Annotated in this window: 10 protein-coding genes; 4 read left to right on the forward strand and 6 right to left on the reverse strand. The window is 58.0% G+C overall.

The window, feature by feature from the left end:
* Positions 1–199 precede the first annotated feature (199 nt).
* From BLT47_RS03990 to BLT47_RS04000, 3 genes are all read right to left on the reverse strand, one after another.
* A complete protein-coding gene (locus tag BLT47_RS03990) occupies positions 200–1,330 on the reverse strand; it encodes a hypothetical protein (RefSeq protein ID WP_049620107.1) in 1,131 nt (376 codons plus the stop codon).
* A 156-nt stretch (positions 1,331–1,486) separates the two neighbouring features.
* Complete coding sequence (locus BLT47_RS03995) at positions 1,487–3,613, reverse strand: DNA gyrase/topoisomerase IV subunit B (protein WP_074661901.1); 2,127 nt, start codon at positions 3,611–3,613, stop codon at positions 1,487–1,489.
* Between the two features lie 188 nt (positions 3,614–3,801).
* Positions 3,802–3,996: a DUF7455 domain-containing protein gene (locus BLT47_RS04000; RefSeq protein ID WP_049620109.1), complete on the reverse strand. Its 195-nt coding sequence runs from the start codon at positions 3,994–3,996 to the stop codon at positions 3,802–3,804.
* Positions 3,997–4,177: 181 nt separating this feature from the next.
* Here BLT47_RS04000 and BLT47_RS04005 point away from each other — a divergent pair, with 181 nt between their 5' ends.
* Positions 4,178–4,822 (forward strand): 3'-5' exonuclease, encoded by a 645-nt coding sequence (locus BLT47_RS04005; protein WP_074661905.1) that lies wholly within the window; start codon positions 4,178–4,180, stop codon positions 4,820–4,822.
* 380 nt (positions 4,823–5,202) lie between these two features.
* Here the strand turns inward: BLT47_RS04005 and BLT47_RS04010 are convergent, their stop codons facing one another.
* Together BLT47_RS04010 and BLT47_RS04015 are read right to left on the reverse strand one after the other, a co-directional pair.
* Positions 5,203–7,101: an RNA polymerase sigma factor gene (locus BLT47_RS04010; RefSeq protein ID WP_074661909.1), complete on the reverse strand. Its 1,899-nt coding sequence runs from the start codon at positions 7,099–7,101 to the stop codon at positions 5,203–5,205.
* Positions 7,102–7,458: 357 nt separating this feature from the next.
* Positions 7,459–8,547: a DUF4192 family protein gene (locus BLT47_RS04015; RefSeq protein ID WP_143021762.1), complete on the reverse strand. Its 1,089-nt coding sequence runs from the start codon at positions 8,545–8,547 to the stop codon at positions 7,459–7,461.
* 168 nt (positions 8,548–8,715) lie between these two features.
* Between BLT47_RS04015 and BLT47_RS04020 the strand changes: the two genes are divergently transcribed.
* Positions 8,716–10,011, forward strand: coding sequence for a polyprenyl synthetase family protein (locus tag BLT47_RS04020; RefSeq protein ID WP_074661916.1), 1,296 nt, complete (start codon positions 8,716–8,718; stop codon positions 10,009–10,011).
* A 246-nt stretch (positions 10,012–10,257) separates the two neighbouring features.
* Here the strand turns inward: BLT47_RS04020 and BLT47_RS04025 are convergent, their stop codons facing one another.
* Positions 10,258–10,614 (reverse strand): Rv2175c family DNA-binding protein, encoded by a 357-nt coding sequence (locus BLT47_RS04025; RefSeq protein WP_074661919.1) that lies wholly within the window; start codon positions 10,612–10,614, stop codon positions 10,258–10,260.
* 221 nt (positions 10,615–10,835) lie between these two features.
* Here BLT47_RS04025 and BLT47_RS04030 point away from each other — a divergent pair, with 221 nt between their 5' ends.
* Together BLT47_RS04030 and BLT47_RS04035 are read left to right on the forward strand one after the other, a co-directional pair.
* The gene (locus BLT47_RS04030; protein ID WP_049620115.1) at positions 10,836–11,312 is read left to right on the forward strand and encodes a lytic transglycosylase domain-containing protein; all 477 of its coding nucleotides are present in this window, start codon (positions 10,836–10,838) and stop codon (positions 11,310–11,312) included.
* Between the two features lie 206 nt (positions 11,313–11,518).
* The gene (locus tag BLT47_RS04035) at positions 11,519–13,426 is read left to right on the forward strand and encodes a serine/threonine-protein kinase (RefSeq protein WP_256332521.1); all 1,908 of its coding nucleotides are present in this window, start codon (positions 11,519–11,521) and stop codon (positions 13,424–13,426) included.
* Positions 13,427–13,429: the final 3 nt, after the last annotated feature.

Consider the following 13,429-nt stretch of genomic DNA (forward strand, 5'->3'; position numbering starts at 1 on the left):
GCTAGCGCAACCGGAGCTGCTTGCCGCCGAAGCAATTTGCCGGGCCGCCGGGCCCATCCGGAGCCGCGCACAGCTGGAGCCGCTCGCGGGGCGTTCGCCGGGCGCTCCTGCGGTTCGCCGGGCGCTCGCCCGGGGCGGCCCGCTCCGCACAAACGACACAGGGCGGCCGGCTCCGCGCAAACGACACAAGGCGGCAGCTTTAGAGTTGTTTCAAGAAGACGCGCGTTTCGGTAGCCGGGGAAAATCCGAGTTTTTTATAGCGGGCCACCCGTTCTGCGGTATCTTCCGGGCCTGTTTTGGCAGCGGCGTCGTTATTGTTTGCGCCGGAGTTATTTTCCCCCGCATCGGCCGCACAGGTGCCCGCATCGGCTGCACGGGAGCCCGCCGGGAAACGGTTAACCGTCACGTCCATGGACGTATACCGCATCCCCGCGGCCTTTTGGGCCGTCATTGAAGCAATTAGCAAAGCCGAAGTGATCTCCGCACCCCCGTGTACGGCCAGTTCATCCACGTAGCCTTCCGGCCAGCCCAAGGTTTCCCAGTCTTGTTCATATTTGGCGGCAATTAGATAGCCGAGTACCCGAGGCCTATCCCCGCGCGTATCCAAAGCCAAAAAGCTCCAATCCCGCGCCAAATAGGTACGCTCCGCGGCCCACTGTTCGGGCGTCATAATCGTATAGTCGAGTTTTTCGGTGTGGAAAGAGTTATGGGTAGCCAAAGCCAGCGCATCATATTTTGGGCTCAGCTCCACCAATTCCACGCCTTTTGGCACCCGCAAGGGCGGCAATTCGTCATGCAAATACCGCCGCATTTGCACGTAGCTATATGCATGTTGGAAACCGAGCGCGGCTAGCTCCAAGGCCCTTTCGCTTTCCCAAGGTTCCACGTGGGTTACCGCTACTGCCGCGGCCGGGCTAGCACTATCTTTTGCCGCGGTCTGGTTCTCAAAATTCCCTAACTCGCCGGCCGCAACTAGTTGCCGGGCTGCCCATAACTGTTGCGAAGCCAATTCGGCTACCAGTTGGTTGTGTGCTTGCGGATGCACCGCCCCGGAAAGAATTACCGAAGGCCGCCCACTGCCCACCCCGAAACTACGCACCAGGCCAAAAGCTACTAGTTCCCCGCCCGGCCCGCGCCGGCCAAACGCATAGTAGGCGCGCGCCGGATCAAAAAAGCTTTCCACTTCTTCAAAAGATGTACGGAAAGGTGCGCCGTCGTGCTTTTGCACCCGGGTAAGAAAGGCATACACTTCCGCCGCGTTAGCCACGGCTATAGGTTCCCAGCCCGCGCTGAGCTCAGGTACATGCGCGGGTTGTGCCGGTGCAGGCATTCATCACCTCGATTTGTGTTTCGGATTCGCGGAAGGTGCGAGAATTAAGCAGCAAATGCGGAGCTTAGGCAAAGCTAAGGCCAAGCTTAAGCGGAGCTTAGGCATGGCTTAGGCAGAGCTTAGGCGGGGCCGCAAGCGCTCGGGGCAGGTTCTAGACTACGCGTCGATGGCTTCCAAAGACACCTTATCGGCGCCTTCCACAATAAACTCACGGCGCGGTGCCACCTCGGTACCCATCAGCATATCGAAAACCGATTCGGCTTCCTTTAGGGCAGCTTCATCTTCAATCCGGATCCGCCGCAAAGTACGCCGGGCCGGATCCATCGTGGTTTCCGCTAACTGGTTGGCGTCCATCTCCCCCAAACCCTTATAGCGCTGAATTGGTTCTTTATAGGTCCGCCCCGATTTTTCTAGTTTAGCTAGTTCGCGATGCAATTCCTCTTCCGAATAAGTGTAAATGTATTCGCCTTTTTTGCCGCCACGGCCCGCCACTTCGATCCGGTGCAGGGGCGGCACGGCCGCATACACGCGCCCGGCTTCCACCAAAGGCCGCATATACCGGAAGAACAAAGTGAGCAACAAAGTGCGAATATGGGCACCATCCACATCCGCGTCCGTCATCATAATGACCTTGCCATACCGGGCTGCATCCAAATCAAAAGTACGCCCCGAACCGGCCCCCACCACTTGGATAATCGAAGAGACCTCGGCATTACGCAAAATATCGGCCGGAGAAGCTTTTTGCACATTGAGAATCTTGCCGCGGATCGGGAGCAAAGCTTGGTATTCGGAATTGCGGGCCAGCTTCGCCGTACCCAAGGCCGAATCGCCTTCCACAATAAACAGTTCCGCTTGCGCCACTTCTTCTGAACGGCAATCGGCCAGTTTGGCCGGCAATGCCGAGGCTTCCAAAGCGTTTTTGCGCCGCGAAATTTCCTTATGCATCCGCGCGGCCACGCGGGCCCGCATTTCCGCCACGATCTTTTCCAGCAAGCGGGAAGTTTCGGTGCGTTGGTCGCGTTTGCGTGAATCCAGAATCTGTTCGAGCTGGGTGCTAACCACGCGTGAAACGATGCTACGCACCGCGGCCGTACCCAAGATTTCCTTCGTCTGCCCTTCAAACTGTGGCTCATCCAAACGCACGGTAACTACCGCGGTGAGCCCCGCTAAAATGTCTTCCTTTTCGATGCGTGGATCGCGGGCCGTAATCTTTAGCCGCCGCGCATTCTTTTCGATGAGCGCGCGCATGGTCCGCACCAATCCGGCTTCGAAACCTTGCTGGTGGGTACCGCCACCCGGCGTCGCAATAATATTGACGAAGAATTCTCCCTTCGTTTCATACCCGGTGCCCCACCGTAGAGCGATATCGACGGTGCAGGTACGTTCCACTTCTTCGGTTTTCAGGTGCTTCGTCTTTTCGTCCAAGACCTGCGCTTTTTCCGTGAAAGTATCCTCGCCTTGCAAGCGCATAGTGGCCGTGACCGCGGGATCTTCCGCCAAGAAATCCACAAAATCGGTAATCCCGCCCGCATACTGGAAAGTTTCTTCATGCCGGCCGTCTTCGCCCGGTGTGCCTTCCAGACCCCGTTCGTCTACGATCGTGATTTGCAAACTGGGAATCAGGAAGGCGGTTTGCCGTACGCGTTCCACCAGTTCGTCATAGTGGAAATGCGCATCGGAAAGGAAAATTTCCGGGTCTGCCCAGTAACGTACCCGCGTCCCGGTTTTCTTTTTCGGGGTTTTTCCGACGACGTCCAGCTCCGATTTGTGCGTGAACGGATCAAAAGCGGCGTCTGGCTGGGGTTCTTTTCCGTTATCTTCGAACCGGCCGGGTTCGCCGCGCCGGAACTGCATTTGATAGGTTTTCCCATCCCTATCTACCTGCACGTCCATCCGCGCCGAAAGGGCGTTTACCACGGAAGCACCCACCCCGTGCAAACCGCCCGAAGCAGAATATGAACCGGTGCCGAACTTCCCGCCCGCATGTAATTTGGTATAAACCACTTCCACGCCCGATAGGCCCACCCCGGGAACCGTATCTACGGGTACCCCGCGGCCATTATCGGCAACCTCTACCGATCCATCCGCGTACAGGGTGATCTTGAGCTCGGAAGCATAACCTTCCAAAGCTTCGTCAACCCCGTTATCTATCAGCTCCCACAAGCAGTGCATGAGGCCCCGCGAATCGGTAGAACCGATGTACATGCCGGGCCGCTTACGAACGGCTTCGAGCCCTTCTAAAACCTGCAGATGACGCGCTGTATATGCTTCCGTAGTTGACACGCCCGCCAGTTTACCGAAACTCTTGTTCGAATCGGCCCTCCGCCGCGCGTTTACCCCGCCACCTGGCGCAAACGCGCCGCCAGGACCGGAAAAATAACCCGCCGCGGGCCCAGCACTTAGCCGGCACTGCCGCGACGGGAAGAAGCGGCAAATTTTTGCCGCTTGCAGGTTTCTATCTATCTATTTAATTATTTGATGCGGTCACGTTCATCTTGAATTTCAATCGCGCCGGCACTGAGCTTATCGAGATGTTGCGAAGCATGGTGCCCGCAGAAATACAGTTCTCCATATGGCATATGTACACGCACGTATGCCTGTGCCCCGCAGGCATCGCACCGGTCCCGAGTGGTCAGAGTCCTCGTTTCTTGCAGTGTTGTAGTCACATATACATCAAAGCATGAACCGGCCCAAAAATTCCTGCCGGGACGGCTAGGTTCACCCGCCGGGAAATTTCCGGGCTGCTACTGCCCCGCTATTTCGCGGCTTCGCCTCCTTATTTGAGGAGTCGCTCTCATCTCGTGGCTTTCGGGATGACTTGGGGCCAGGTCAGCTTAGACTTCCGGCATGATTCCTTCCGTGCCATCTAGTAGCGGTTTTGCGGTGGTGGACGTGGAGACCACCGGCCTGGATCCGCGAACCGATAGGATCGTGCAAATCGGCGTCGTCTCCCTTGATCGGCAGGGCTATAACCAGGGTGAATGGGTGAGTTTGGTGCAGCCAGGCCGGCCTATGGGAGCAACTTTTGTGCATGGGCTTACGGCGCAAGACGTGCGGGAAGCACCTTCCTTTACGGCGCTGATTCCGCAGCTAGAAGAGCTTTTAAGCGGCCGGGCAGTGGTAGCCCATAACGCACCTTTTGACGTGAGCTTTTTGAATGCGGCGTTTGAACGTGCTTCCTACCCGTTTGCGATTCCCGCCCAGGCCACCGTGTGCACGATGGAATTATCGAAAATTTATTTGCCGGAAGGCCGGCATTCTTTACCAGCAGCCGCAGAGCGAGCCGGAATACAGCTAACCGAACACCACCGTGCTTTGGCAGACGCGCGGGCCGCAGCGGGCCTCTTGCAACACTATTTGCAAGAAGAAGCTAAAGGAAACCACTATGCCGAGCATGCCATCGCTCGCGACGGGCGCGTCTGGAAACCAGCCGCCTGGGAAGGCGCACTTCGCGCTGCCATTGATATTTCCTGGCCAGAGCCGCTGTTCTAGTGCCGCGCACGTTGTAGCGCCGCGCACGTTGTAGCGCCGCGCACGTTGTAGCGCCGCGCACGTTGTAGCGCCGCGCACGTTGTAGCGCCGCGCACGTTCCTCGCACCGTTTTGGAAAGACAACGCTTCTCGGTATTCACAGCGCGGTTTCACACAAGATTTTTTGGCCCGGCTCGCACTACAAAAAATGGAAATGGCCCGGCAGGCACTGCGAACCGCGGAAATGGCCCGGCACGCACTGCGAAACCGTTTGGTTCCAGCAAGGCACACCGGGCCACTTAGTTTTGTAGTTGCGTTAGTTTTTCAGTTACGGCTTTGCCCGCGCGCTTTCCCGACCGGGCTGCTCGCACGCAACACCTGATTTTTTCTTTTAGCCGCGCTTTATTCGAGGTAATCGCGCAACACCTGGCTGCGGGACGGATGGCGCAGCTTGGACATCGTTTTGGATTCGATCTGGCGGATGCGTTCACGCGTCACGCCGTAAACCCGGCCGATTTCGTCGAGCGTCTTTGGCTGCCCATCGCTCAACCCGAAACGCATCGAAACCACGCCAGCTTCCCGTTCGGAAAGCGTATCGAGCACTTGCTGGAGCTGTTCCTTCAGCAAAGTAAAGCCGACCGCATCATCCGGATGTACGGCTTCCGAATCTTCGATCAGGTCACCAAACTCAGAATCTCCATCCTCCCCGAGCGGAGTGTGCAAGGAAATCGGTTCACGCCCGTACCGTTGCACCTCGATAACCTTTTCTTCGGTCATATCGAGTTCGTGCGCAAGTTCTTCCGTAGTGGGTTCCCGGCCCAGATCTTGCAGAAGTTGGCGTTGCACCCGCGCCAACTTGTTAATCACTTCCACCATGTGTACGGGGATACGAATCGTTCGCGACTGGTCTGCCATGGCACGCGTAATCGCCTGCCGAATCCACCACGTTGCGTAGGTAGAGAACTTGTAGCCCTTCGTATAGTCAAACTTTTCGACGGCGCGCACCAAACCCAAGTTCCCTTCCTGAATCAAATCCAAGAAGAGCATCCCCCGCCCGGTATAACGCTTCGCCAAAGAAACCACGAGCCGCAAATTAGCTTCCAGCAAGTGGTTCTTCGCCTGCCGGCCATCCCGAGCAATAATCTTCAGTTCCCGGATGTACTTGCGATCAGACGTATCAACCCCATCCGTATCGAGCAAATGCTGCGCATACAAACCGGCTTCAATACGCTTCGAAAGTTCTACTTCCTCTTCCGCATTCAGCAACGGCACCCGGCCAATCTGCTTCAGGTAATCCTTAACCGGATCAGCGGTCGCACCGGCAACATGTACGCGCACTGCCGGCTCATCAGACTCATCCGAATCCTTGACGGTGAAGGAACCCTTAATCCCGCGACTCGCCGTCGGCTTATCGTCCTTAAGTGCGGCTTGGGCTTCGGTTTCTTCCTCTTCCTCTTCTTCCTCTACTTCGCCGTCCTCAAGGTCTTCATCATCATCGACCAGATCAGCTTCGAGGTCATCTTCTTCATCCAGGTCTTCCAGATCTTCCAGATCCTCTTCATCGTCCAGATCTACATCGAGATCTTCCGGCAAAGTATCTTCGAGTTCTTCTTCTACTTCTGGTTTTTCTGGTTCCGCCTGGGCCTTCGCCGCCGACTTCTTCGTAGCCGCCGACTTAGTTGCCGTGCTCTGCTTCGCCGTAGATTTCGCCGCAGCCTTCGCGCCGGCCTTAGCCGGGGAGGCCTTCTTGGTAGTAGCTGCCTTCGTGCCGGTAGTCTGCGAAGCCGCCGCCTTAGTGGCAGTGGTCTGCTTCGCCGTGGACTTCTTGGCAGAAGTCTTCTTCGTTGCGGCGGTGGACTTAGCCGCCGTCTTCGTAGTGCTGGCCTTCGCGGCCGCCGTCTTAGTAGTAGAGGTCTTCGTTTCCGAAGCCTTCGTTGCCGCGCTCTTCGGCGCCGCCTTCTTAGCGGTGGCGGACTTCGCAGCAGTTGCCGCCTTGGTAGCAGTCTTCTTGGTTGCCGCCGCCTTCTTAGCGGTGGCGGGCTTGGTAGCAGACTTTGCCGTCGTACTCTTCTTCGCACCCGCCTTCGTACCGGTGCTACGAGAACTAGATTTTGCACTCGCGGACGTTCCCGAAGTGGAGGTTTTCTTCGCCCCCGACTTCGCGGAACCCGCCGCTGCCCTCGCACTACTCTTCCGCGTAGTACCGGACGCCTTTTGCGAAGTAGTACCGCTCCCCTGCGCTTGCGTTTCCTTCGCGTCCTGCACGGCTGAGTTTTCTGTGCTGGCTGACTTCGTGGCCACGAGACACCTTTCTGCTGACGACTATGCTTTCTGGCGTCCACTATGATCCCCCATAAAATAGCAGGAAACCAAATGGACGCACTTCGACCTACCAGTTAAAACGTCCGCATCCGCATTCTCATTCCCAGCAAACTCCAAAGTGGCTCGAAACACATCTACGCGCCTGGATTCCCGCCCCGCACTTTCCGTTCCCCGCTTCCCCGCCCCACACTTTCCGTTCCCCGCTTCCCCGCCCCACACTTTCCGTTCCCCGCTTCCCCGCCCCACACTTTCCGTTCCCCGCTTCCCCGCCCTATGCTTCCCTGCCCCACCCTTCCCCGCCCTACACCGCGCTCTGTTTTCGCCTGCTTCTCGTCCTCACCTCGTTCCTTCCCGATCTTCACCGCCGGGCGCGGAAAGCCACGGTGGTAGCGAAGCCCATTCCAGAGCGCGGGCCACCAAATTCGCAAGCGTGTAGTCCCGATCGGCGCGCAATGCTTCCCGGGCGCGCTGGCCCGCTAGCGAGGTCATGCCAATCCACCACGCAATATAGGCGCAGGTTGCCAAGGGGCACGGATCGTCATCCGGCGCGTAAGCGGCCACGGCGTCGCACAAACTAATCACCGCTTTCGCGCGCTGAATATGCGGGGCTTTATCTTTGATTTCTTCCATCGTGGGCCCCACCGCAATGTTTTCCAGCGCGGTGAGCGGAATTGGGGAAAGGGCGAGGCTGATCACCTGATCGCGCATCGTCGTGTCCTTCAAACCCGCGAGCGCGATTCCGGCTTCTTCCGCTGTGACCTCGATAGCGGCTTCGTCGGCGAGTTTTTCGGCGCGGGCCAGGAGTGTATTCCACATTTGGGTTTGCCTGCGGTTTTCTTTCCGACGCCGGCTTTCGTTGCGTATCGTGGTGGCTTTTTGGCGTTGTGCGGAAGTGTGGCGGCGGATGGCGCGAGAGGGTTCTTTTTCTAGGGGTGCGGATCCTTCGTATACGAAACTGGCGGCGGCTGGGGATTCGGAGAGGGTTTCCCAGGCGGCAAATTCTCCGCTTTCGACGTCGAAATAGCCGTCCTTATCGGCAAGGAAAACGTCTAGACTCCACGGCGCGGAGGAGGCGGCCCACATTTCGTCAAGTCTTTCCCCGGCGTGGGTGATCGCGTGCATGGCGGTTTTGTAGATCTCAGTGCCAACGAAGTTGCCGAGGTCTTCCGTGTAGATTGCGGCGATCACGCGTTGCATAGCGCAAGCTTGCACGGCATTGGCGATCGCGAGGCGAGTTTCGGGAAGTACGGGGCCGGCACTCAGGTTGATTTTCATGACCGGACCTACCGAGCCGGAAGGTGCAGCCGGACTATTGGGAGCGCATTGGGCCCCAAAAATGATCAGGTGGTTGTGCGGGTAAAAACCCAGGATATGCGGAATGACTGCTAGTGCTTCCGCGGGGCGTCTTAGAGTTATTGTCTGCATGTCCCCTATCTCAACAGGCGCCGGTTTTACTAGTCGGAGCCGGGCGGCAAACTGTGGAAAGCGTTTGCGTACCGCCACCTGTGGAAAGCGTTTGCGTACCGCCACCTGTGGAAAGCGTTTGCGTACCGCCACCTGTGGAAAGCGCGCGGGCCAGGTAAGGTAAATCGCATGGATTTGCACCTGGATGAGTACCGCACCCGTGTTGAGCAAAGAATTTCTGCCCGCCTAAGCAGCCTACGCCGTTTCGACGCGGTTGCTGGCCCTGCTTCCGAGTTGGTGGATTCCTGTTTGGAACTTGCCCGGGGCGGGAAACGCTCCCGCGCTGTTTTGGTGCTCGCCGGGTTCTTAGCTGCCAGTGCTACCGACCACGTGGCCAGTGCTACCGACCATCCGGCTCCGCGCAGTCTTGCCCGAACCTCTTCCAATAGCGCCGAACAGGCTGAGTGCTGCGCCGCTGCGCATAGCAATATTGGTGCTACCGCGCCTACCGATGGTGATGCCACTGGGGGTAGCGATAGTTGTTTCGCTGGGCAAACCGAGATCTTGGGCGCTTGGCGCGAAGCGCTGGCCCGGGCGGGCGCCGGCGTCGAACTGTTTCATTTAGCGGCGCTCATCCACGACGATCTGATCGATGCTTCCCCGGTGCGGCGCGGGGTACCTACCGTCCAAGAACGGTTTGCCGATTTCCATGTTTCCCGCGGTTGGGATGGTTCCGGTACTGTTTTCGGGAGCGCTATCGCCGTGATCGCGGGCGACGCCGTCCTCGCTCAAGCCTGCACCGAAATCGCGAGCGGGCAGGATCTGGCCCAAAAACTCTCCGCCACTACGGCCGGGGTGGAAACTTTGACGCTGGAAAACTCGGCGGTGGCGGCCTTCAACCTCATGGCCGAAGAAGTTGCCTACGGCCAATATTTGGATTTGCGCGCGGAAGTAGAACCGGCCACGGATCCGATTGCGCGTGCCTTCCAAGTGATCCGCTACAAAACGGTGTCTTATTCCGCGCTATATCCGCTCCTCATCGGGGCGCGGCTCACCGGCGCCAGCACCCCGGAACTCGAAGCTACCCTCACGGCTTTTGCGGTGCCTTTCGGGGAAGCTTTCCAATTGCGCGACGACGACTTAGGCATTTTTGGCGAACCGGAACATACGGGCAAACCCGCAGCCGGCGATATTACCGAAGGTAAACACACCGTGTTGCGTGCCCTAGCCGAAAAGGAACTATCCTCCAGCCAGCGTGCATGGTTGCAATCCCTGCAAAAAGAAAAAGGTGGCATGGTGGCGCTCGCCGATGCGGAAGTGGCACAGGTACGCAAACTGTTCATCACGAGTGGAGCCCGGGACGCACACGAAGCACTTATTGCCCAACGCGAGGAGGCCGCCGGCGCCGCCCTGGAAAAGCTTCCCGCGGCCAGCGCGCAAGTGCTTTCTAGCCTGCTCACCTCTTTTGCCGGCCGCATCTACTGACCAACTGTTCTATGCGCCGGCCACTTCTACCGACTAACTAGTTCGAGCTTGTTCTAACTAGCTCTAACTAGCTCTATCTAGCTAAAGCCGGACTATAGCCCGGGGCATAGCCTTCGTGCTAGCTATCGGCCGGGGCTTATCCTTCTATAGGCCGGGATCTACCCTTCGTGCTAGCTATAGGCCCGTAATTTAGCCTTGCATTGCCAGCAGCCACTAGAAAGCCCAGCAACTACTAGAAAGCTGCGACTAGAAAGCTAAGCCGGCGATCACGCGGCGGACCGCGTGCGTTTTCCCATCGAGCAGGGCTTGCATGGGTGTAGTTCCCAATTCGAGATCCTCGCGCAACAACCAGCCTTGCGCTTCGGCGTCGTTATACCCAGAATCTTTGAGCATCGTGAGCGTGCCGCGCATCGAAGGCAGCGGAATAACGGCACCATCTTTTTCCACTAGCATCCGCGAATCGACCATGAGGTCCCCACCTTCGGTGCGGCGGGTAGCAAGCAGGCGCAAATCGCGGAGCATGCTACGCACTTCGCGTTGGGAAACATTGAGCGCTTCGCCCACTTCTCGTAAGGTCAACCAAGTCACGTTCTGTTCAGTCACACAACTAGATTACCGCTCGTACCGAGACTTTTGGAAAACAGGCAGCACACGGAGTTGGTTTCAAAAAACCGTCCCATAGTTCCTTGACTTTTTGATGTGATTCATGCAATTTCCCTAGCATGGCCGTGACATCTGACTCAAGATCAACTATTCTCACAGGTGTATTTATAAGAACGCTTATCTGCGCCATAGTTCGAGCTTCAAGGGAGAAATGAGGGCATATGATCGCTGATAAAGTGCGGGTTTTACGCCCACGCCGTGATCCGCTTCCCCACGAATTACGCGAAAGAATGAGCCGTGAGGTAGCGCCTTCAAAAGTCGAAACCCAAGAAATGGTGAACCGGATCGCTGCGATTATGGGAGTCAACCCCAAACTGGCGATGGCGCACGCCTATGTGGAGTCTGGTTTCGACGCCACTCTAGTTTCTCCCTGCGGAGCCGTCGGACCCATGCAAGTGGTGGCGGCTGCGGGCCGCTGGGCGGAACGCCTGGTAGGACGCGAACTTGATCTGTGCCTGCCGGCAGATAATATTACGGCCGGCGTTGCCATTATTCGGTACCTGCAACGCCACACGGACTCGGCACGCGAAGGAATCGGCGCTTATTACCAAGGTTTGCGATCGATTCAAAAGGTCGGCCCTTATCCCTCAACCCAAAAATATGTGATGCGCGTTTTGCAAGCCGCCAAGCGTTTCTAAGTTTTCTGTAAGCGGTGGCCCACGAGCACAAAACCGGCGCGCGCTAGGCCGGTAAGTGCAAATCCAGTAAGTGCAAAGCTCGCGGGCACAAAACCGGCGCGCGCCAGGCCGGCGCAAGATTTGGCGTGAGGGTTATAAGCCCGGATTTTTTTCCCGAATAAGGAGAGCCTTTCGGGCTTCCATAGGGTAATTTGTTGAGCGTGAGTATGCTTCCTGAGCTTGGGCAAACCGTCAATGACCGCTACCAGATTCTCGAAAAAATAGCGGCGGGCGGTATGGCCACCGTGTACCTGGCCCGTGACTTGTTTCTCGAACGCGATATCGCGCTCAAATTTCCGCACCCGCACCTAGCTAACCAAACGGTTTTCGTGCAACGGTTCCGCACCGAGGCACGTACCGCCGCACAGTTACGTGACCCGTACGTCGTCACCGTGCATGACCAAGGCACCTGGCACACCGGTGACAACGACACACCTTTCCTGGTGCTCGAATATGTTCCCGGCCCGACTTTGCGTGCCGCGCTTACCAATTGCGAAAGTTTTACCCTCGGCACTGCATTCACCTTGCTCGAACAAGTGTTGCGCGGGCTTGCAACCGCGCACGACGCCGGAATCATGCACCGGGATGTTAAGCCCGAAAACGTGCTCTTGAGTCACGCTATTGCAGCCGATAGTCCGGCCGATAGCATTCACGCTAAGGTGACTGATTTTGGTTTGGCACGGGCGGTTTCTACCGCCACTTCCGGCGCGAATCCTTTCGGAACCGTGGCCTATGCCGCTCCCGAAATTTTGACGCGCGGCCAATCTTCACCGGCCTGCGATGTTTATTCGGCTGGCATTATGTTCTACGAACTGTTGCGCGGGGAGCAACCATTTACCGGGCCGCATAGTGCCAATGTGGCCTATCAGCACCTGAACCGGCCCTTGCCGCTACTACGCGCCCAGGCCGGGTGGATACCCGAAAGTATCGACCGTTTGCTTACTCGCATGGCCGCAAAATCTCCGGCCGAACGTTTCCCTACCGCACGGCCCGCCCTGGCTGCCCTGCGTGAAGTGCGCGCCGAAATCCCCGACTCTCTTCTGCACCGGCGCATTACTTCCACCGCGGATGCCTCCGCACCGGCGTCCTTTGCACCAGCTGGGCCCCCGCCCACCGTTTTCCCCGGTACACCGATAACGCCGGCCGCACCAGGATCGCTGGCCGCACCAGGATCCCCGGCCACACCGACATCGGCGACGGTGCCAGTATCACCGCCCACAACGATCTCACCCACCACACCAATAACCACAGCAATGCCAGACGTGCTCGACGAAGCTGAGGCGCCCAGCGGAGTTGAGGCACCCAGCGGAGTTGAGGCACCCAGCGAAGCTGAGGCACCCAGCACGGCAACCATGCCATACACGTCTTCCTCACCGGAAGCGGCGCCGCAGGCGACGCTACAAGCGCCCGGCATGGCAACTACGCCATATACGCTTTCTCCGCCGGAAGCGGCACCGGCGAGAGCACCGCAAGCGCTACCGCAAGTTGCATCGCATGTTGCATCGCAAACGGTACCTGCGCCAAGTTTTGTTCCCACTCCGGCGCCTACCCCCGCAGCTGTGTGGCCGAACGCCGCCGATGGCACAGTTTCGATGCCGGATAGTGGTGGGCCTGCTGCCACCCGCATAATCACCAGTAGCCTTCCGGTTCCTGAAGACCAAACTGGCCATCCGGTTTCCGAAAACCAGAAAAACTCGCGCCGCGGTACCGGTTATGCGGACCAGTTGGTTCGCGCGGGCGGCGCTACGGTTGGCCAGCGGCGCGGACTTTGGGCTATGGCTTTGTCCTGTCTGCTCCTCGCGCTCGCGGGCATCATCTTTTTTGTTTTCGTACGGCCAAGTGCCCCTTTCGGGGTGGAGTCAAGCACCGTGGTAGTGCCGGAAGTTGCTGGGCTCTCGCTTACTGATGCACGGGTCCGGATTGAAAAAGCGGGTTTGGTGACCAGTAGCTTTGAAACACCAAACGGGCAAAAGATTGGAACCGTCCTGGAAACGGCGCCGGCTGCCGGAAGTGAAATCAGGGCCGGAGAAACAGTGCGGATAACTGTTTCTTCCGGCCCTGGCCAACACAAATAACTA

Source organism: Actinobaculum suis (assembly GCF_900102025.1).
Classification (GTDB): Bacteria; Actinomycetota; Actinomycetes; order Actinomycetales; family Actinomycetaceae; genus Actinobaculum; species Actinobaculum suis.